The organism is Desulfotomaculum sp. OF05-3, assembly GCF_003435535.1.
Taxonomy (GTDB): domain Bacteria; phylum Bacillota; class Clostridia; order Lachnospirales; family Lachnospiraceae; genus Pilosibacter; species Pilosibacter fragilis.
Genome location: NZ_QWGO01000006.1, coordinates 37,074 through 56,113, shown reverse-complemented (window position 1 = coordinate 56,113; position 19,040 = coordinate 37,074). Strand labels below are relative to the sequence as shown.

22 protein-coding genes are annotated in these 19,040 nt (G+C 50.6%); all 22 read left to right on the top strand.

The window, feature by feature from the left end; genetic code table 11:
• Window positions 1-79 precede the first annotated feature (79 nt).
• The 22 genes from mutL to trmD all read left to right on the top strand — a co-directional run bounded on the left by mutL (window position 80) and on the right by trmD (window position 18,914).
• Window positions 80-2,104 carry a DNA mismatch repair endonuclease MutL gene (mutL, locus tag DXA87_RS04965; protein WP_117471773.1) on the top strand — a complete coding sequence of 675 codons (2,025 nt, stop codon included), beginning with the start codon at window positions 80-82 and terminating at the stop codon, window positions 2,102-2,104.
• Window positions 2,104-3,081, top strand: coding sequence for a tRNA (adenosine(37)-N6)-dimethylallyltransferase MiaA (gene miaA, locus DXA87_RS04960; RefSeq protein ID WP_117471774.1), 978 nt, complete (start codon window positions 2,104-2,106; stop codon window positions 3,079-3,081). The genes mutL and miaA overlap by 1 nt, the downstream gene beginning before the upstream one ends.
• On the top strand, window positions 3,069-4,349 hold the full coding sequence (locus DXA87_RS04955) for a methionine gamma-lyase family protein (RefSeq protein WP_015554322.1): 1,281 nt from the start codon (window positions 3,069-3,071) through the stop codon (window positions 4,347-4,349). The genes miaA and DXA87_RS04955 overlap by 13 nt, the downstream gene beginning before the upstream one ends.
• A gap of 131 nt (window positions 4,350-4,480) precedes the next feature.
• Window positions 4,481-4,732, top strand: a complete 252-nt coding sequence (locus tag DXA87_RS04950) for a DUF4321 domain-containing protein (RefSeq protein ID WP_015554323.1) — start codon at window positions 4,481-4,483, stop codon at window positions 4,730-4,732.
• A gap of 59 nt (window positions 4,733-4,791) precedes the next feature.
• Window positions 4,792-5,499 (top strand): DNA repair protein RadC, encoded by a 708-nt coding sequence (gene radC, locus DXA87_RS04945; protein ID WP_117503450.1) that lies wholly within the window; start codon window positions 4,792-4,794, stop codon window positions 5,497-5,499.
• Window positions 5,496-6,341 carry a rod shape-determining protein MreC gene (mreC, locus tag DXA87_RS04940; protein ID WP_015554325.1) on the top strand — a complete coding sequence of 282 codons (846 nt, stop codon included), beginning with the start codon at window positions 5,496-5,498 and terminating at the stop codon, window positions 6,339-6,341. The genes radC and mreC overlap by 4 nt, the downstream gene beginning before the upstream one ends.
• Window positions 6,334-6,864, top strand: a complete 531-nt coding sequence (mreD, locus tag DXA87_RS04935) for a rod shape-determining protein MreD (RefSeq protein ID WP_021904363.1) — start codon at window positions 6,334-6,336, stop codon at window positions 6,862-6,864. The genes mreC and mreD overlap by 8 nt, the downstream gene beginning before the upstream one ends.
• Complete coding sequence (locus tag DXA87_RS04930; protein WP_117503449.1) at window positions 6,857-9,736, top strand: penicillin-binding transpeptidase domain-containing protein; 2,880 nt, start codon at window positions 6,857-6,859, stop codon at window positions 9,734-9,736. The genes mreD and DXA87_RS04930 overlap by 8 nt, the downstream gene beginning before the upstream one ends.
• Before the next feature lie 114 nt (window positions 9,737-9,850).
• A complete protein-coding gene (locus tag DXA87_RS04925) occupies window positions 9,851-10,516 on the top strand; it encodes a septum site-determining protein MinC (protein ID WP_117469548.1) in 666 nt (221 codons plus the stop codon).
• Between the two features lie 213 nt (window positions 10,517-10,729).
• The gene (gene minD, locus DXA87_RS04920; RefSeq protein WP_117469549.1) at window positions 10,730-11,521 is read left to right on the top strand and encodes a septum site-determining protein MinD; all 792 of its coding nucleotides are present in this window, start codon (window positions 10,730-10,732) and stop codon (window positions 11,519-11,521) included.
• The gene (gene minE / locus DXA87_RS04915) at window positions 11,522-11,806 is read left to right on the top strand and encodes a cell division topological specificity factor MinE (protein ID WP_015554329.1); all 285 of its coding nucleotides are present in this window, start codon (window positions 11,522-11,524) and stop codon (window positions 11,804-11,806) included. It abuts the gene before it with no gap.
• A gap of 3 nt (window positions 11,807-11,809) precedes the next feature.
• The gene (locus DXA87_RS04910; RefSeq protein ID WP_117469550.1) at window positions 11,810-12,940 is read left to right on the top strand and encodes an FtsW/RodA/SpoVE family cell cycle protein; all 1,131 of its coding nucleotides are present in this window, start codon (window positions 11,810-11,812) and stop codon (window positions 12,938-12,940) included.
• Between the two features lie 11 nt (window positions 12,941-12,951).
• Window positions 12,952-13,347 carry a methylglyoxal synthase gene (locus tag DXA87_RS04905; protein WP_021904367.1) on the top strand — a complete coding sequence of 132 codons (396 nt, stop codon included), beginning with the start codon at window positions 12,952-12,954 and terminating at the stop codon, window positions 13,345-13,347.
• A complete protein-coding gene (locus tag DXA87_RS04900) occupies window positions 13,347-14,315 on the top strand; it encodes a serine hydrolase (protein ID WP_117469551.1) in 969 nt (322 codons plus the stop codon). Before DXA87_RS04905 ends, DXA87_RS04900 begins: the two co-directional genes overlap by 1 nt.
• A 22-nt stretch (window positions 14,316-14,337) precedes the next feature.
• Window positions 14,338-14,565 carry a hypothetical protein gene (locus DXA87_RS04895; RefSeq protein WP_117469552.1) on the top strand — a complete coding sequence of 76 codons (228 nt, stop codon included), beginning with the start codon at window positions 14,338-14,340 and terminating at the stop codon, window positions 14,563-14,565.
• A 20-nt stretch (window positions 14,566-14,585) separates the two neighbouring features.
• Window positions 14,586-15,005 (top strand): hypothetical protein, encoded by a 420-nt coding sequence (locus DXA87_RS04890; RefSeq protein ID WP_015554333.1) that lies wholly within the window; start codon window positions 14,586-14,588, stop codon window positions 15,003-15,005.
• A 221-nt stretch (window positions 15,006-15,226) separates the two neighbouring features.
• Window positions 15,227-15,568, top strand: coding sequence for a YlxM family DNA-binding protein (gene ylxM / locus DXA87_RS04885; RefSeq protein WP_015554334.1), 342 nt, complete (start codon window positions 15,227-15,229; stop codon window positions 15,566-15,568).
• A gap of 18 nt (window positions 15,569-15,586) precedes the next feature.
• Window positions 15,587-16,951 (top strand): signal recognition particle protein, encoded by a 1,365-nt coding sequence (gene ffh / locus DXA87_RS04880; RefSeq protein ID WP_117469553.1) that lies wholly within the window; start codon window positions 15,587-15,589, stop codon window positions 16,949-16,951.
• 79 nt (window positions 16,952-17,030) lie between these two features.
• The gene (rpsP, locus tag DXA87_RS04875) at window positions 17,031-17,273 is read left to right on the top strand and encodes a 30S ribosomal protein S16 (RefSeq protein WP_015554336.1); all 243 of its coding nucleotides are present in this window, start codon (window positions 17,031-17,033) and stop codon (window positions 17,271-17,273) included.
• A 14-nt stretch (window positions 17,274-17,287) separates the two neighbouring features.
• Window positions 17,288-17,515 carry a KH domain-containing protein gene (locus DXA87_RS04870; protein WP_015554337.1) on the top strand — a complete coding sequence of 76 codons (228 nt, stop codon included), beginning with the start codon at window positions 17,288-17,290 and terminating at the stop codon, window positions 17,513-17,515.
• A gap of 65 nt (window positions 17,516-17,580) precedes the next feature.
• Window positions 17,581-18,096: a ribosome maturation factor RimM gene (rimM, locus tag DXA87_RS04865; RefSeq protein WP_117503448.1), complete on the top strand. Its 516-nt coding sequence runs from the start codon at window positions 17,581-17,583 to the stop codon at window positions 18,094-18,096.
• An 11-nt stretch (window positions 18,097-18,107) separates the two neighbouring features.
• On the top strand, window positions 18,108-18,914 hold the full coding sequence (gene trmD, locus DXA87_RS04860; protein ID WP_117471778.1) for a tRNA (guanosine(37)-N1)-methyltransferase TrmD: 807 nt from the start codon (window positions 18,108-18,110) through the stop codon (window positions 18,912-18,914).
• The last annotated feature ends 126 nt before the right edge of the window (window positions 18,915-19,040 follow it).

Here is a 19,040-nt window from a genome sequence, read left to right as displayed (position 1 = left end):
TGGGTGCGGGGTTTCGCATGAAACGGCGTGAAAGACAAATACCGGCGAGGGTAAAATATGAAAGAGAGGGAGAGAGACTATGCCGATTCAGGTGCTGGATCAGAGTACGATCAACCAGATCGCTGCGGGAGAGGTTGTGGAGCGGCCTGCTTCCGTGGTGAAAGAGTTAATGGAAAACGCCATTGATGCCGGTTCCACGGCGATCACCGTGGAGATCCGTCAGGGCGGCATCGGGTTTATCCGGATCACGGACAATGGATGCGGGATCAAGAAGGAAGAGCTTCCGTTAGCGTTTCTTCGCCACTCCACCAGTAAGATCCGGACAGCGGAAGATCTGCTCACGGTCTCTTCCCTTGGATTCCGTGGCGAGGCACTTTCCAGTATCGCGGCCGTCTCTCAGGTGGAACTGATCACAAAGACCTCTGGCAGCCTCACGGGATCCAGATACAGGATCGAAGGCGGCGAGGAGAAAGGCCTTGAGGAGATCGGCGCGCCGGACGGAACCACATTTATCTCCAGGAACCTCTTTTTCAACACACCTGCCAGACGGAAATTTTTGAAGACGGAGACCACGGAAGGGGCACACGTGACAGATCTCGTGGAAAAGATCGCCCTGTCCCACCCAGAGATCTCCATCCGGCTTATCGTGAATAACCAGAGCCGTCTCCACACCTCGGGGAATCACAACCTGAAAGACATTATCTACACCGTCTACGGGCGGGAGATCGCGGCAAACCTTCTCCCGGTGGAGGTGTCAAACGGAATCGTGAAGATCTCCGGATTTATCGGAAAGCCGGTGATCGCCCGGGGAAACAGAAATTTTGAGAATTATTTCATCAACGGGCGGTACATTAAGAGCGGACTCGTGTCCAAGGCCATCGAGGACGGGTACAAGAGCTATATGATGCAGCACAAATATCCCTTCACGCTGCTGCACCTCACCGTGGAGCCGGAGTTTATCGATGTGAACGTACATCCGTCAAAGATGGAGCTTCGCTTCAAGGACGGCGAGAACATGTACCGGGTGATCTGCCAGGCGGTGGTGGACGCCCTTTCCGGGAAAGAATTGATTCCGAACGTGAGCCTCATGTCGGAGCGGGAAGAGCGCGAGCTTGAGAAAAAAGAGACTGCCGCGGCGGGAAATCCGATCCCGGGAAGCGGGATGAGTGAGCCCGTAAAGAACGCCCGCGGTCCGGAACCTTTTGAGCACCGGCGCATGGAAGCCATGGGCATCCGCGAGGAACGACCGGCCTACGGGGAGAAGAAGCAGAAGAGCGAATGGATCCTGCCGCCGAAACCGCTGACAAGGGAACTGCCGCCGGAACGCGCACAGGCACAGCAGCCAAACGAGACAGGAGCGGCAGCGATGCCTGCGGCTTTGGAAGAGAAAGCTCCGGAGACGACAGGTGCGGCTTTGGCTGCGAAGAAAGCGGTCCCGGCTGAGAAAGAAGCACCTCTGGCAGAGAAGGAAGCGCTTCCTAAGCAGATGGAAATGTTCGACAACCGCCTTCTCTCGGAAACCGCGAGAAAGCGCCACCGTCTGATCGGCCAGGTCTTCGAAACTTACTGGCTTGTGGAGTACGACGGCAGTCTCTACATTATTGACCAGCATGCCGCCCACGAGAAGGTCCTCTTCGAGAAGAACTTCGCGTCCCTAAAGACGAGGGAATACACCTCCCAGCTCGTGAGCCCGCCGATCATCCTGACACTTTCCTTACAGGAGGCGGATCTCTTAAAACGCCACATGAAGGTGTTTACGGACATCGGCTTCGAGATCGAGCCTTTCGGCGGAAACGAGTACGCGGTGCGGGCGGTGCCGGACAATCTGTTCTCCCTGGCGAAAAAGGACCTTCTGATGGAACTCATCGACGGACTCTCCGATGAGAGTATGGGAAAGAATGTGGAGTCCATCTACGACCGGATCGCCACCATGTCCTGCAAGGCGGCGGTAAAGGGAAACAACGAGCTGTCCTTCGCCGAAGCGGATAAGCTCATCGATGAACTGTTAAAACTGGAGAATCCATATAACTGCCCGCACGGAAGACCGACGATCGTCGCGATCAGCAAATATGAGATGGAAAAGAAATTCAAGAGGATCATATAATGAAAAAGCCTTTGATCATAATCACCGGGCCGACGGCGTCCGGAAAGACCGCCCTGTCGGTGGAACTCGCGAAAAAGGTCGGCGGCGAGATCATCAGTGCCGATTCCATGCAGGTGTACCGCCACATGGATATCGGTTCCGCAAAGGTGACGAAGGAGGAGATGGACGGTGTCAGACATCACCTGATCGATGTTCTGGATCCGTGGGATGAATTTAACGTGGTCGTTTTCCAGAGACTCGCAAAGCAGGCCATGGAGGAGATCTACGCCGCCGGACATATCCCGATCATCGCTGGAGGCACCGGCTTTTATATCCAGGCACTGGTGAACGATATCGATTTTACGGAAAATGACAGTGATACGGGATACAGGGAAGAATTGGAGTGCCTGGCGGCAGAAAAAGGCGCGTCCTGCCTTCACGATATGTTAAAGGAAGTGGACCCGGAGTCCGCAGAGGCGATCCACGAGAACAACGTGAAGCGTGTAATCCGCGCCCTGGAGTTTTACAAGAAAACCGGGACAAAGATATCCGAACATAACGAGGCGGAGCGGCAGAAAGAATCGCCATACAACTTCGCTTACTATGTACTGAACATGGATCGCGAACGCCTGTATCAGAGGATCGACCTGCGGGTGGATCTCATGATGAAGAACGGCCTGCTGGCGGAAGTGGAAAAGTTGAAGGAGATGGGCTGCACGAGAGATATGGTGTCCATGCAGGGGCTTGGATACAAAGAGATCCTGGATGCCCTGGATGGAACGATCTCCTTAGATGAGGCGGTCTACATCATTAAGCGCGACACCAGACACTTCGCGAAGCGCCAGCTCACCTGGTTTAAGAGAGAAAAAGAAGTTACCTGGGTGGATCAGGGAAACTTTGATTTTGATAGAGAAAAGATCCTCGTGTGGATGCTTGAGGATCTGCGCGAAAGAAACATTATGGCAGTTAGAAAAAAGGAGAAATCATGGAACTTATAAAGATGTACGGAGAGCTTGGAATCTCTGAGAAGGTTTTAAATTATGGAAGAGAGATCGAGAAAAGCCTGCACGACCGTTTCGAGGCCATCGATAAGACAGCAGAATACAATCAGTTAAAGGTCATTAAAGCCATGCAGGAGGCGAGAGTCAGCGATATCCATTTCGCCGGAACTACGGGATACGGCTACAATGACCTTGGACGTGACACGTTGGAGGAAGTCTATGCGAAGGCATTCCACGGCGAGGACGCCCTTGTCCGCCCACAGCTGATCTCCGGAACCCATGCGCTTACCATTGCTCTTTCCGGAAATCTCCGCCCGGGTGATGAGATCCTTTCCCCGGTAGGAAAACCGTACGATACTTTAGAGGAAGTCATCGGAATCCGTGATTCTGTCGGTTCCTTAAAGGAGTTCGGCATTACCTACAGCCAGGTGGATCTTCTTCCGAACGGTGATTTCGACTTTGAGAACATCAAAAAAGCTATCAATGAGCGAACAAAACTCATCGAGATCCAGCGCTCCAAGGGATATGCCACAAGACCAACCTTATCCGTAAAGCGTATCGGCGAGCTGATCTCCTTTATCAAGTCTATCAAGCCGGATGTGATCTGCATGGTAGATAACTGCTACGGCGAGTTCGTGGAGGAGATGGAGCCGACAGATGTGGGAGCGGACATGATCGTCGGTTCCTTAATTAAGAACCCGGGCGGCGGACTTGCCCCGATCGGCGGCTATATCGTCGGACGCAGGGACTGCGTGGAGCGGGCGGCATACCGCCTGACAGCTCCGGGTCTCGGAAAAGAGGTTGGTGCCAGCCTCGGTGTCAGCCAGTCTCTCTACCAGGGACTTTTCCTGTCTCCGACCGTTGTTGCGGGTGCATTAAAGGGCGCGATTTTCGCAGCAAACGTGTACGAGAAGCTGGGCTTCGGCGTCGTTCCGAACGGCACTGAGAGTCGTCACGATATCATCCAGGCCATCACCTTCGGAACACCGGAAGGCGTCATCAAGTTCTGCGAGGGCATCCAGGCGGCAGCGCCGGTGGACAGCTTCGTGACTCCGGAGCCGTGGGCGATGCCGGGATACGATTCTGATGTCATCATGGCAGCAGGAGCGTTCGTTCAGGGGTCCTCAATCGAACTTTCCGCAGACGGTCCGATCAAGCCGCCGTACGCGGTATACTTCCAGGGCGGACTCACATGGTATCATGCGAAGCTCGGTATCTTAATGTCCCTTCAGAAGTTAGTGGATGCAGGGATCGTGACACTGTAAGAGTGTGAACTTTTTCTTAACTCATTGTTTTTGGGCGTGAAATATGCTAAAATTTCCTGCATAGGCGAAACAAACAGCCGCCGGGACTGACGATCATGCGCAGTTCCAGCGATCGAGAGGAATGAAACAGTATGAAGAGTAAAAGTTCCTGGGCGCTGCTTCTCCTTCTGCTTTCCGGAATCGTTTTGGGAGGCTTTATCGGGGAGATGACAGCGAAGGTGCCGGGACTTTCCTGGTTGAATTTTGGAGAATCCTTTGGTCTTAACGATCCACTGATCCTTAACCTCGGGATCCTCGTGATCACGTTCGGACTCAGCATCCGGATCACGATGGCGAGCATCATCGGCGTGATCATTGCAATTTTAATTTACCATTTTCTGTAGGAAAAGGGGACATCTGCCGTATCGTGTACTTGGAGAGACAGGAAAGGCGGAATGTCAGTATGGAAAAGAAAAATGGAAAGACAATGAAGGGGCTTCCGATCTCAGAACGCCCCTATGAGAAGGTGCTGGAGAAAGGTCCGGTATCCCTCTCGGACGCGGAACTTCTCTCCGTGATCCTGCGCTCCGGGACGAAAAATATCCCGGTGCGGGACATGGCGGAGGAGATCTTAAATACCGGAAATCCGCCGGGACTCGCAGGACTTCTCCATGGAACAGTGGAAGACTATAAGGAGATCCGCGGTGTCGGTGAGGTGAAGGCGATCCAGCTTGCCTGTATCGGAGAACTCTCCGCCAGAATCTGGAAGGCGGCGGCATCGGAGAAGACCATCGTCTTTGACGCACCGTCGAAAGTGGCGGCTTTTTATATGGAGGAAATGCGCCATTTAGAGCAGGAGAACTTAAAGCTTCTGCTCCTGAACACGAAAAATATTCTGTTGAGGGACATCACAGTCTCCAGGGGAACGGTGAACGCATCCTGCGCGACACCGCGGGAGATCTATATCGAGGCGCTGCGCTTCAGGGCCTGCGGGATCATCCTGCTCCACAACCATCCCAGCGGGGACCCGGCACCCAGCCGGGAAGACTGCCTCTTCACAGAACGGGTCCGGGAAGCAGGGAGTCTTATGGGAGTCCCGCTTTTAGACCATATCATTATCGGAGATAATTCCTATGTGAGCCTTAGAGAACGGGGAATTTTTGAAACATGAAAAACAATACGAAATATTTTCTATTTGGACTGTCGCTTCTCTGCGTCTGCATGATCGGAATCACGACCATCAAGGGAAGCATCTTAAACCCGCTGAGAACCGCGGTAGGCTATGTGCTGGTGCCGATCCAGTCCGGCGTGAACCGGGTTGGCGGCGGCCTCTACAATGAACTGAGCAGTGTCGGAAAGCTTAAGACGGCACTGGCGGAGAATGAGACCTTAAAGACGAGAGTGGATGAACTGACGGAAGAGAACACGAGACTCCGCTCCGAACAGTTTGAGTTAGAGCGTTTAAGAAGCCTCTACGAGCTGGATCAGGAGTACATGCAGTACCATAAGATCGGTGCCCGGATCATCGCAAAGGACTCCGGCTCCTGGTTTTCCGTATTTCGCATCGACAAAGGGTCTGATGACGGAATCAAGGAGGACATGAATGTCATCGCAGGCGGCGGTCTTGTTGGCATCGTCACAGACGTGGGCGCGAACTACGCCACGGTCCGCTCCATCATTGATGATTCCAGCCGTGTGAGTGCCATGGCACAGCAGTCCGGGGACTCCTGCATCGTGGCAGGTGATCTGCAGCTCTTTAAAGAGGGCCGCTTAAAGCTTTCTTACATGGAAAAGGACGATGATATCAAGGACGGCGACATGATCGTCACCTCTAATATCAGCGGAAAGTTCCTGCCGGGAATCCTAGTGGGATATGCCACGGACATCACGGTAGACTACAATGACAACCTGACAAAATCGGGATACCTGATTCCTGCCGCGAGGTTCGACAGACTTCAGGAGGTCCTGGTGATCACAGACTTAAAGGATGCGGGGCCGGAGATCAATGAATAGCAATATGAAACGGATCATCGTAAACTTTGTTCTGGTGATTCTGGCATTTATCGTGCAGACGTGTATTTTTCCGCTGCTGCCGTTCCTGGCGGTATACCCAAACCTCATGGTAATCCTGGTGTTCTCCTTTGGATTTATCAGGGGAAGCGCATGGGGGATGGGCTACGGTCTGATCGTAGGACTTTTGATGGATCTGTCATCCGGAGGTCCTTTGGGGTTCCATACGCTTGTCTTTATCTGGATGGGCTATGTAAACGGAATCTGTACAAAATACTATTATGAGGACTATATTACGCTGCCGCTGGTGCTTTCGGCGCTGAACGAAGTATTTTATAATTTCTATCTTTATGTATTCGGCTTTCTGGTGCGGGGAAGATTGAATTTCGGTTATTATTTTATCAATATTATCCTGCCGGAGACGATCTTCACCGTTGTGACAACACTGATCCTGTACCGGCTGTTCCTGTATATCAGCCGCAAACTGGAAGAGATGGAAAAAAGGAGAGACACAACGATTGTTTAACGATTTTTCTGAGATCCTGAAAGAGTTTTTGAAAAAGCTGCTGTCGTCAAGACTTGTGATCCTGTCGGTGGTATTTGTGGGCCTTTATGCGATCCTGGGCATGCGCCTGTTCAAGCTGCAGATCATTGAGGGAGAGCAGTTCCAGGAAAACTATATGGCAAAGACGGAGAAAAAGATCAGTCTTACCGGTACCCGTGGAAATATTTATGACAGAAACGGGAATGTTCTTGCATATAATAAACTGTCGTACAATGTGACGCTTCAGGATAACGGAGATTACAAGAGATCCAATGACAGAAACCGGATGCTTTTAGAGCTTGTCCGGATTTTGAACCGCCATGGCGAGAGCGTGGAAGGTGATTTTTCCATTGGATATGATTCCTCCGGCGAGATGATCTTCACGACAACCAGTGAGACGGCAAGAAGACGTTTCCTGAGCGATTACTACGGATTAAAAAAGACGGACGAGCTGGATGACGCGGAAGGAAAATATCCTTCCGATGTGACGGCGAGGGAAGTCTTTGACGACAGGGTGAAGTACTACGGCCTTGACCAGCTGAAGGATGACAACGGAGCTCCTATCGAGTTCACCGACGAGGAAGCTCTCGGGATCATCAACATCCGCTACACGATGGGACTCACTGCATACCGGAAATATGAGTCCACGACGATCGCCTCCGATGTCAGCAAGGAGACCATGACGGATATCCTGGAAAACTCCGGAAACTTAAAGGGTGCAGAAATCGAGGAATCTACGATCCGTGTATACAATGATAGTGTATATTTTGCGCCGATCATCGGCTATATCGGAAAAGTCTGGGATGATGAGCTCGAAAAACTGCGGGAGACGAACCCGGATTACGAGCTGACAGACCTTGTGGGTAAGACCGGAATTGAAGCGTCCATGGAGACGGAACTTCAGGGCAAGAAAGGTTCCCAGACCATGTATGTGGACAGTATGGGACGGATCCTGGAGGTTGTTAAGAGGACGGAGCCGGAGGCCGGACATGACATCTACCTGACGTTGGACCGTGATCTTCAGATCGGTGTGTACCATATTCTGGAACAGCAGCTCGCCGGTATCATCACGGACAAGCTTGTAAACCGTGACCTGGATGACAACGATTACAAGAAAGCGGCGAATATCCCGATTCCGGTGAAGGATGTTTACTATCAGCTGATCAACAACAATGTTCTGGACCTTTCTGCGTTCTCCGCGCCGGAGGCATCCCAGACAGAGAAAAATATTTACGCGAAATACAGTCAGTCGAGAGAGCAGATCCTGGCTCAGATCAGGAGCGAGCTCACGGACGGATCCGCAAGAAAGATGGTGGACCTGCCGGAAGATATGTTTGCCTATATGCAGTATATCTACACGCTGCTTTCCGAACGTCAGATCATCAAGACGGATAAGATCGACCAGGAGTCCGACACCTACAAGGCATGGAAAGACGATTCCATCAGCCTCAGGGATTACCTGTACGATGGAATCGCTGAGAGCTGGATCGACACGACAAAGTTAAAGATCGAGTCCAGATATTCCGACGCGGACAGCATTTACCGGACCATCGTGGATTATGTGCTGGATGACCTGCAGAACGATGCGGCCTTCACAAAGAAGATCTTCCGGTATCTCGTAAACAACGGCACCGTATCCGGAAAGGAACTCTGCCTCGCCCTCTATGACCAGAATATCCTGGCATACGACGAGAATGAAGTCCGGATGCTGGAGGCGGGAGGAGACGAGTACGCGTTCCAGTTTATCAGAAAGAAGATCTCCGATATCGAGATCACACCGGCCCAGCTGGCTCTGGATCCGTGTTCTGCCAGCGCGGTCATCACGGACGTCCACACCGGTGAGGTGGGGGCGCTGGTGACATACCCGAGCTACGACAATAACAAGTTCTCCGGAACTGTGGATGCGGAGTATTACAATAAGTTAAATAATGACCAGTCCCTGCCACTCTTCAACAATGCCACTCAGGCACAGAAAGCGCCGGGTTCCACCTTCAAACCGATCATCGCGGTAGCGGCTTTGGAGGAGGGAGTCATCGGATTAAACGACACGGTGAACTGTACCGGCATCTATAAGGAGATCTCACCGGCGTTGAGATGTTGGATCTATCCGGGACAGCATGGACCTCTCGATGTGGTCCACGGTATCCAGAACTCCTGCAACGTGTTCTTCTCCGAGATGGGACACCGTCTCTCCATGGACGAGAACGGCAACTATTCACCGGAGCTCGGTATCGAGAAGATCCGGAAATACGCGTCACTGTTCGGTCTGGATGAGACATCTGGAATCGAGATCGCTGAGAGAGAGCCGCAGATGACAACGGAGAAGCCGGAGGCGTCCTCCATCGGACAGGGTAAGAACTCTTACTCTAACGTCCAGCTTTCCAGATATATCACGGCTGTGGCCAACAAGGGAACAGTCTTCAAACTGAGTCTTCTCGATAAGATGACAGATTCTCAGGGAAATCTCTTAGAAGATTTCACTCCGGAGGTCCGCTCTGTCATCGATGTGAAGGATTCCACATGGAACGCGGTCCACACCGGTATGCGCCGGGTTATCTCCGACGGTTCCGCGAGAAAGATCTTCAGCGATCTTGAGGTGGATATCGCCGGCAAGACAGGTACCGCCGAGGAGATCAAAAACGGACACCGCATCAACCATGCGTTCTTCGTTTCCTTTGCACCATACCAGAATCCCGAAATCGCGGTGACGGTAAATATTCCCTATGGATATTCGTCATCCAACGCGGCGACGGCCGCGAAAAATATATATCGTTTCTACTACGGATATACAGACCTGAATTACATTCTGAATAACAGTGCGTTGAACTCTTCGAACGTAGAGATCGGAGACTAATCCACGCACTGCACAAACAAAAAGCTGCAGCCCGGCGAATCTGCCGGGCTGTAAGGCGTTGACGGACCGGCGGTCTGGTTTACCTGCCGAAGTTACATAAAGGGGGATTTCAAGATGAAAGATGCTGTCGTAATCAAGGGAAATAAAGCGGGAATGACGGTCTATCTGGAGAAAGACCTGGATTTTGATGAGGTTCTTCAGGCAATCGCAAAGAAATTCAAGGCGACGGCGAAATTCTGGGGAGCTGCCCAGATGACACTGACACTGGAAGGACGGGATCTGACACCGGAGGAGGAGTACCGCGTCGTTCAGACTATCACGGATAATTCTGATATCGAGGTGCTGTGTCTTCTCGACACGGACGGAAACAGGACAAAGAAGTGTGAGAAAGCGCTGAACGAGAGGTTGATGGAGCTGTCGTCCCTCACGGGACAGTTTTACAAGGGAAATCTCCGGGACGGGGATGAACTGGAATCGGAAGCCAGTATCGTCGTGATCGGTGACGTGGAAAAGGGAGCGAAGGTCAGCGCGAAAGGAAATATCGTCGTCTTAGGGGCGCTCCGCGGAGCGGCTTACGCAGGTGTCTGCGGGAATGAGGACGCGGTGATCGTCGCCTTCGAGATGGCACCGATGTCTGTGCGGATCGCCGGGCTTTCCCTGAAAAAAGCCGGGAACGGACGTCACCTGGGACGGGGGCCGATGATGATCCTGTCTGAAAACGGGAAAGTTGTAGAGGAGCCGATCAAGAAGAGCTTTCTGAGCGCACTGAATTTTATTTAAGCCAAATGCCTAACCGTCCTTGCGTGCAGGCACGCAGTCCGTTTAGTTGCTTGACAACCTTTAACTGTAAATTTTTTATAAACTCTATTTTTTACTGGAATTTTTTGCTTTTTTCATGTAAAATATATTTTGTGGATTTATGTCCAGGCAGCGCCATTCTCAGATAATAGAACCGCTGCGGTACATTACAACTGAATACAGGAGGATATTCTTATGAGTGAAGTCATTGTTGTTACATCCGGAAAAGGGGGTGTTGGCAAGACGACGACCTCAGCGAATGTCGGTACAGGACTTGCCATGCTTGGGGAAAAAGTAATTCTGATCGATACAGATATCGGTCTGAGAAACCTCGACGTGGTGATGGGACTGGAGAACCGCATCGTCTACAACCTTGTGGACGTCGTGGAGGGAAACTGCCGTCTGAAGCAGGCACTGATAAAAGACAAAAGATATCCAAACCTGTTTTTACTTCCGTCCGCCCAGACCAGGGACAAGTCTTCCGTGACTCCCGGCCAGATGCGAAAGCTGGTGGATGACCTGAGAGAAGAGTTTGATTATGTACTGTTAGACTGTCCTGCCGGAATCGAGCAGGGATTTAAGAATGCCATCGCCGGAGCGGACCGTGCCTTTGTGGTGACGACTCCCGAGGTGTCAGCAATTCGTGACGCTGACCGGATCATCGGTCTTCTGGAAGCAGATGAGATCTCAAAGATGGATCTCATCGTAAACCGGATCCGGATGGATATGGTCCGGCGCGGGGATATGATGTCAATGGAGGACGTGACGGATATTCTCGGAATCCCAATCCTCGGCGCGATCCCGGACGATGAGGAGATCGTGATCTCCACGAACCAGGGGGAACCTCTGGTGGGAATGAATTCCTTTGCCGGACAGGCTTATCTTAATATCTGTAAGCGGATACTTGGTCAGGAGGTGCCGCTTATGGGGCTTGAGAAAAATAAAGGATTCTTCCATATGTTTAGCGGTCTCTTAAAACGGGCATAAATGAAGAAGAGGCTGTTCCATATCCTGACAGGAAGAAATTCCGGAAACATAGCAAAAAAACGGCTTGAATTTCTGCTGATCGCAGACCGGGCCGGATGTACGCCGGAGATCCTCGAGATGTTAAAAAACGACATGATAAAAGTCATATCAAGATATATGATGATCGATCCGGAGCAGCTGGAGGTCAAGGTGATCCATATGGACCACAAAAGGGTGGGAGAGAAGCTCCCTGTCCTGTACGCCAGCATCCCGGTTCGTGAACTGCTAGTTAAGGGGACATTTTAATACATGTTTTCAGAATACAATTTTAAAAACTTCAATTTCCGCCTGCTGTTCTATGCCCTGGCATTAAACGCCATCGGGCTTCTCGTGATCAACAGCGCGGTAAACGGAGACAGAAGCTATATCAACCGCCAGTTGATCGGCCTTTTCGGCGGACTGGTGATCATGCTCTTCCTGGCTCTGACAGATTACCACAAACTGATGCGCTGCACCGGCGTGATCTACCTTGGATGTGTGGCGATCCTTCTCGCGATCATCGTTGCGGGACAGTTCGGAGGAGCCGGAACTGGTGCGAGACGCTGGATCACGCTTCCTGTTATCGGACGTTTCCAGCCGTCGGAATTTGTTAAGATCGGTCTGATCATTTTCTTCTCCTGGTTTCTGCAGCGAAATCAGGAGAAGATCAATAATCTCCGCACGTTGATCATCGTCGGAGCGTTTGCTGCTGTTCCGCTGCTTCTAATTATGAAGCAGCCGGATCTGTCCACGAGTATCGTTATCATGTTTATCATCGTATGCCTGATCTTTGTCGCGGGACTCAGCTACAAATGGATCGTCGGCGCTGCCGCCGTCGTGATCCCGGGGCTGGCCCTCACGGTATTTCTCGCCGAGCGGGGCGCTGTGCCGTTTCTGACAGGATACCAGGTAAACCGAATCCTTGCCTTCGTCAATCCTGGAAAATACGCGGACCTGAATGTCCAGCAGGATAACTCAAAGATGGCCATCGGATCGGGAATGCTGTATGGAAAGGGCCTGCTCAATGAAACGGCCATTTCCGTAAAGAACGGAAATTTCTTATCGGAGGAACACACCGATTTTATTTTCGCCGTGATCGGCGAGGAGATGGGCTTTGTGGGCTGCATGCTTGTGCTGGTCCTGTATCTTCTCTTTGTATTTGAATGCCTGCGAATGGCAGGGAGAACGAGAGACCTGACTGGAAAGCTTCTCTGTACGGGAATAGCTGCTCTCGTTGGATTCCAGGCATTTACAAACATTGCGGTTGCCACCGGAATTTTCCCGAACACCGGGCTTCCGCTTCCGTTTATCAGTTATGGTGTAAGTTCTCTGGTAAGTCTTTATATCGGCATCGGCGTTCTCTTAAACGTCGGACTGCAGCAAAATAAACTAGAATTCTAGGAGGTATTGTTATGAATGTTGGACTGATCGCTCATGATTCCAAAAAGAAACTGATGCAGAACTTCTGTATTGCGTACAAGGGAATCTTAAGTAAACATAACCTCTATGCGACCGGAACCACCGGCAAACTCATCGAGGAAGTCACAAACTTAAATATCCATAAATTTCTGCCGGGGCATCTTGGCGGAGAGCAGCAGATGGGAGCACAGATCGAGAACAACGATATGGATCTCGTGATTTTCTTAAGAGATCCGCTGTCCCCGAAGTCCCATGAGCCGGATGTCAACAAGGCTGTGAGACTCTGCGATATCCACAATGTCCCGTTAGCGACAAACCTCGCTACGGCGGAACTTCTGATCAAGGCCTTGGACCGCGGCGATCTGGAATGGCGCGAGATGTATAAGTAATGGGAAAGAAGATAAGATGGATCCCGGGAATCGTGGGACTCTGCCTGGTTCTTGGCGCGTCTGGCTGCGCGAAGTCCGCAGGTGCAGGAAGCTCCTACGCCCTGGATCAGAGGATCGGGACGTTTGCCGCCTCCGGAAGCGGAAGGACGGCGGATGGATTTGCGGCAGATCTGGCGGTAGTGACAGATGAAACGAGCGTGGATGAGACGCTCACAGCGGAGTCTGCCGGAGTGTTTCCGTTAGACGGCGGAAATGCTGTTTTCGCACAGGATGTCTTTGAACGGAGAAACCCTGCCAGCACGACAAAGGTCATGACGGCACTTATTGCTTTAAAATATGGGAATCTTGATGATGTGGTGACGGTTCCCCAGGAGTCGGTGATCACGGAGATCGGTTCCTCCATGGCGGGAGTCGTTCCCGGAGACAAGCTGACACTGGAGCAGCTTCTTTACGGCCTTCTGATCCCATCTGGAAACGACGCGGCGAATGCTATCGCGGTCCACATGGGCGGATCCATCGAGGGCTTTGTGAAGATGATGAATGAAGAGGCTGTACGGATCGGTGCAACAGGGACGCATTTTGCGAATGCCAACGGTCTGACGAATGCGGATCACTATATGACCGCCTATGATCTCTATTTGATGTTCCATGAGGCGTTAAAGTATGAGAAGTTCCGGGATATTATCGGGACGAAGACATACACGGGGACCTATAAAGGGGCGGACGGATCGGACAAGACCGCATCCTGGAGTGTCAGCAACTACTATATGCTCGGAAAGAAAGAGATGCCGGAGGGCCTCTCCGTATTCGGCGGAAAGACCGGAACCACCCAGGCGGCGGGCTACTGCCTGATCATGGGGGAGAGGGACGCGGACGGAAAAGAGTACGCATCCGTTGTAATGCACGCGGACAGCCGCGATGCCCTCTATTCGGATATGTCGACGATCATTGAGAAGATCGACCGATAGCGGAAAACAGGAAGAAAAAAGCGTGAATGAACAGGATATGAAAGTTTTCGGGGGATTCGGAGGCTTTCGTGTCCTGTTTTTTGCTCCCGGCATCCGTAAAGAACTGTCGGCGGCAGATTCTGCAGGTGTTGGAAGTACATTCTGCTTTTGTATGAAATTATTTCGAAATTTAGAAATAATGGTTGCAAATTTTCAGCAAATAGTCTATAATAAATTTACAAACAAGAGATTTTTTATACAAAATATATAAAATCCAAGGAGGAGTGCATTATGGTTCAGATCATCGCAGGACGGAAGGGAAAAGGAAAAACTAAATATTTACTTGATATGGCTAACACAGCTGTGAAAGAGGCAAAAGGTTCAATCGTTTACCTTGATAAGAGCTCGAAACATATGTACGAGCTTAACAATAAGATCCGCTTAATCAACGTAGCGGAGTTCTCTGTAAGTACGGCTGAAGGCTTTATCGGTTTCATCTGCGGAATTATTTCCCAGGATCACGACCTCGAGGCTATGTATCTCGACAGCTTCTTGAAGCTCGCTGGTCTTGAGGGAGAAGATATCACTGCAACTCTCGCAGAACTGGATCAGATCAGTGCAAAATACCATGTAAACTTTGTATTAAGCGTATCCATGGATGGTGAAGAACTTCCGGAATCTGCAAAAGATATGGTACTGGTAGCTTTATAAAATAATCGCTCCTTCCTATATAAGAGTACATAAACACCTGCCTGACGGCGGGTGTTTATGTTTTATGGAAAAATGAAAGGCCCGGTTTAACGGGATATTTCCAGATCAGAGGACATATATTGCCAGGTGTCTGAAAAGAAAAATTAAAAATAAATAAAACGTCAAGCAAAAACACTTGACAACCATCTCCGTTTATAGTATGATATCAAAGGTGACCTGATATGGAAAAAATTGTAGCACAGGGTCTTCTGTATGATTTCTATGGAGAGCTCTTAACGGAGCACCAGCGGCGTGTATATGAAGATGTGGTATTTAATGACATGTCCCTCAGCGAGATCGCCGAAGAACAGGGAATCAGCAGACAGGGCGTGCATGACTTGGTGAAGCGCTGTGACAAGATTCTTTCCGGATACGAGGAAAAACTGAAGCTTGTCGAGAAATTCAACCAGACAAAGAAAATGGTAGAAGAGATTAAGGAACTGGCTGGCCAATATAAAAAGGACGGCGACCGATCCCTGATCGACAGGATCGAAGCGATTTCCGAAGAGATCGGGAAGCTGTAAGTCAGAGGGAGAGTTTTCATGGCATTTGAAAGTTTAGCCGATAAATTACAGAATGTCTTTAAAAACTTAAGAGGCAAAGGAAGACTGACAGAGGCAGATGTAAAAGCTGCCCTGAAGGAAGTCAAGATGGCTCTCCTGGAAGCCGATGTAAGTTTTAAAGTTGTTAAACAGTTTATCAGTTCTGTACAGGAGCGTGCGATCGGACAGGATGTCTTAGAGAGCCTGACTCCGGGACAGATGGTAATAAAAATCGTAAATGAGGAGCTCGTAAAGCTTATGGGTTCCGAGACCACAGAGATTGCCTTAAAGCCCCAGAATGAGATCACCGTGATCATGATGATCGGACTTCAGGGTGCAGGTAAGACAACGACTACGGCAAAGCTTGCCGGAAAGTTTAAGGCGAAGGGCAGAAAGCCGCTCCTTGCGGCCTGCGACGTTTACCGTCCTGCTGCGATCAAACAGTTACAGGTAAACGGTGAGAAAGTCGGAGTTCCGGTCTTCACGATGGGTGATAACCAGAATCCGGTGAATATCGCGAAAGCCGCTGTGGAACATGCCAGAAAAGAAGGCATGAATCTCGTATTCCTCGATACGGCAGGACGTCTTCAGATCGACGAGTCCATGATGGATGAGCTCGTCAATATCAAGGAAGCCGTTGAAGTCGACCAGACGATCCTCGTTGTCGACGCGATGACCGGTCAGGATGCAGTAAATGTAGCCGGAAGCTTCAATGATAAGATCGGCGTCGACGGCGTAATCTTAACAAAGCTTGACGGTGATACACGAGGCGGTGCGGCGTTATCGATCCGTGCCGTGACGGGAAAACCGATCCTCTACGTCGGTATGGGCGAGAAGCTCTCCGATCTGGAACAGTTTTATCCGGACCGTATGGCTTCGAGAATCCTTGGAATGGGTGATATCCTTTCCCTGATTGAGAAAGCCGAGTTTGAGGTGAGCGAAGAGAAGGCAAAAGAAATGAGCCAGAAACTTCGCAAAGCAGAATTTGATTTTAACGATTTCCTGGATCAGATGCGCCAGATCAAAAAAATGGGCGGCATGAACAGCATCTTAAACATGATGCCGGGAATGTCTCAGATGAAGGGAAATGTTGAAATAGACGAGAGATCCATGGATAAAGTGGAGGCGATCATTCTCTCTATGACGAAGGGGGAGCGGGCGAATCCGTCCCTCTTAAATCCGTCGAGAAAACAGAGGATTGCAAAGGGAGCCGGCGTAGATATTGCCGAGGTGAACCGGATCGTCAAACAGTTTGAACAGTCGAAAAAGCTTATGAAGCAGCTTCCCGGAATGATGGGAGGCGGCAAGCGGAAAGGGCTTGGCGGACTGGGCGGGATGCTTGGAAAGATGAAATTACCTTTCTAAATACCGCAATTTATGATAAGAAGGCAAATGCGATTCCCGCATGGCTGATAAACGAAAAAACCAAGGAGGTGAAATTGTCATGGCAGTTAAGATGAGATTAAGAAGAATGGGTCAGAAGAAGGCTCCTTTCTATAGAATTATCGTTGCAGATTCCCGTTCCCCGAGAGACGGTCGCTTCATCGAAGAGGTTGGATACTACGATCCGAACACAGAGCCGAGCACCATCAAATTCGACGAGGAAGCAGCTAAGAAGTGGTTAGGAACAGGCGCTCAGCCGACTGAGACTGTTGCTAAGCTCTTAAAGGCAGCCGGTATCCAGTAATCGAGGTGGATTCAATGAAGGAATTGGTAGAAGTTATCGCCAAAGCGCTGGTTGATAATCCAGATGAAGTCGTTGTTACGGAATCTGAAAAAGAAGAAGAGATCGTCATTGAGCTTAAGGTTGCCCCGACCGATATGGGAAAGGTGATCGGAAAGCAGGGAAGGATCGCGAAAGCCATCCGCTCCGTTGTGAAGGCAGCTTCTTCCAAGATGGATAAGAAAGTGATTGTTGAAATTCAGTAATCGTGAGGGACTGTGGACAGGATTTTTCCCGGCTGCAGTCCCCTTTCTGTCATTAAGGAGACAATATGGAAAAATATCTTCGCGTAGGCGTCATTACCTCCCCGCACGGCGTGCGCGGCGAGGTGAAGGTCTATCCGACCACAGATGATGTGATGCGCTTTAAAAAATTAGATAAAGTGATTCTGGATCTCGGAAGAGGAGAGACACGGGAGTTAAAGATTCGTCAGGTGAAATTCTTTAAAAATATGGTCATCCTGAAATTTGATGGCGTGGACACCATGAACGAGGTGGAAGGCTGGCGTCAGAAGGATCTTCTTATTACAAGAGATCAGGCGATCCCGCTGGAGGAGGATGAGTTCTTTATCACAGACCTCATCGGACTTAACGTTGTCACAGACGAGGGAGAGACACTTGGAACTTTGACGGATGTCATGGAGACCGGAGCGAATGATGTGTACTGCGTGAAGACACCGGAGGGAAAAGAGCTTCTTCTCCCGGCGATCCGCAACTGCATCCTGGACGTGGATCTCGACAAGGAAGAAATGCTTGTTCATGTTCTCCCGGGACTTCTCGATCTGTAGGGGAGGTATCGATGAACTTTCATGTACTTACCCTGTTCCCGGAAATGATCATGAACGGTCTGGAGACGAGTATTCTCGGCCGCGCGGCTGCAAAGGGAATCGTATCATTTGAGGCAGTGAACATCCGTGATTATACGCTGGAGCGCCACGGCAAGGTGGATGATTATCCATACGGAGGAGGAGCCGGGATGGTCATGCAGGCAGAGCCGATTTACCGCGCTTACGCGGCTCTTGTGGAGAAGATCGGAAAGAAACCACGTGTGATCTATATGACACCGCAGGGTCAGACCTTCAACCAGAGCATCGCGGAAGATCTTGCGAAGGAGGAAGATCTGGTGTTCCTCTGCGGCCATTATGAAGGCGTGGATGAGCGTGTCCTCGAGATGATCGCTACAGATTATCTCTCCGCAGGAGATTATGTCCTTACGGGCGGTGAACTGCCGGCGATGATGATGATCGACTGCATCTCAAGACTTGTGCCGGGAGTGCTGAACAATAACGTATCTGCGGAGTTTGAGACGTTCCATGATAATCTTCTGGAGTATCCCCAGTATACCCGTCCGGAAGTATTCATGGGCAAAAAGGTGCCGGATATCCTGCTTTCCGGCCACCACGCGAATGTGGAGAAGTGGCGCAGGGAACAGTCCATTATCCGAACGTTAAAGAACCGGCCGGAGCTTCTTGAGGATGCGGTCCTGTCGAAGAAGGAGCAGAAGTTTCTCGACGAACTGTTGAGACAGCAGGAATTGGAGAACGCCCAGAAGGTCAAAAATAAAGAGAAAGCATCGGCGGAACATGACGGGGAAGAGACCGCCTGATCCGTGCAGCAGCTGGAAAAATGAGACTTTCGCTCCACAAATATTGGTTACAGTTCAGCCATTACATCTTCTTGTTTTCATATTCATGAAAACAAGAAGCTTGGTGGTTCCACCATATGCTGATTT

Coding starts and splice junctions, on each gene's coding strand:
- mutL (WP_117471773.1), top strand. CDS start 80: ATGCCGATTCAGGTGCTGGATCAGAGTACGATCAACCAGATCGCTGCG.
- miaA (WP_117471774.1), top strand. CDS start 2,104: ATGAAAAAGCCTTTGATCATAATCACCGGGCCGACGGCGTCCGGAAAG.
- DXA87_RS04955 (WP_015554322.1), top strand. CDS start 3,069: ATGGAACTTATAAAGATGTACGGAGAGCTTGGAATCTCTGAGAAGGTT.
- DXA87_RS04950 (WP_015554323.1), top strand. CDS start 4,481: ATGAAGAGTAAAAGTTCCTGGGCGCTGCTTCTCCTTCTGCTTTCCGGA.
- radC (WP_117503450.1), top strand. CDS start 4,792: ATGGAAAAGAAAAATGGAAAGACAATGAAGGGGCTTCCGATCTCAGAA.
- mreC (WP_015554325.1), top strand. CDS start 5,496: ATGAAAAACAATACGAAATATTTTCTATTTGGACTGTCGCTTCTCTGC.
- mreD (WP_021904363.1), top strand. CDS start 6,334: ATGAATAGCAATATGAAACGGATCATCGTAAACTTTGTTCTGGTGATT.
- DXA87_RS04925 (WP_117469548.1), top strand. CDS start 9,851: ATGAAAGATGCTGTCGTAATCAAGGGAAATAAAGCGGGAATGACGGTC.
- minD (WP_117469549.1), top strand. CDS start 10,730: ATGAGTGAAGTCATTGTTGTTACATCCGGAAAAGGGGGTGTTGGCAAG.
- minE (WP_015554329.1), top strand. CDS start 11,522: ATGAAGAAGAGGCTGTTCCATATCCTGACAGGAAGAAATTCCGGAAAC.
- DXA87_RS04910 (WP_117469550.1), top strand. CDS start 11,810: ATGTTTTCAGAATACAATTTTAAAAACTTCAATTTCCGCCTGCTGTTC.
- DXA87_RS04905 (WP_021904367.1), top strand. CDS start 12,952: ATGAATGTTGGACTGATCGCTCATGATTCCAAAAAGAAACTGATGCAG.
- DXA87_RS04900 (WP_117469551.1), top strand. CDS start 13,347: ATGGGAAAGAAGATAAGATGGATCCCGGGAATCGTGGGACTCTGCCTG.
- DXA87_RS04890 (WP_015554333.1), top strand. CDS start 14,586: ATGGTTCAGATCATCGCAGGACGGAAGGGAAAAGGAAAAACTAAATAT.
- ylxM (WP_015554334.1), top strand. CDS start 15,227: ATGGAAAAAATTGTAGCACAGGGTCTTCTGTATGATTTCTATGGAGAG.
- ffh (WP_117469553.1), top strand. CDS start 15,587: ATGGCATTTGAAAGTTTAGCCGATAAATTACAGAATGTCTTTAAAAAC.
- rpsP (WP_015554336.1), top strand. CDS start 17,031: ATGGCAGTTAAGATGAGATTAAGAAGAATGGGTCAGAAGAAGGCTCCT.
- DXA87_RS04870 (WP_015554337.1), top strand. CDS start 17,288: ATGAAGGAATTGGTAGAAGTTATCGCCAAAGCGCTGGTTGATAATCCA.
- rimM (WP_117503448.1), top strand. CDS start 17,581: ATGGAAAAATATCTTCGCGTAGGCGTCATTACCTCCCCGCACGGCGTG.
- trmD (WP_117471778.1), top strand. CDS start 18,108: ATGAACTTTCATGTACTTACCCTGTTCCCGGAAATGATCATGAACGGT.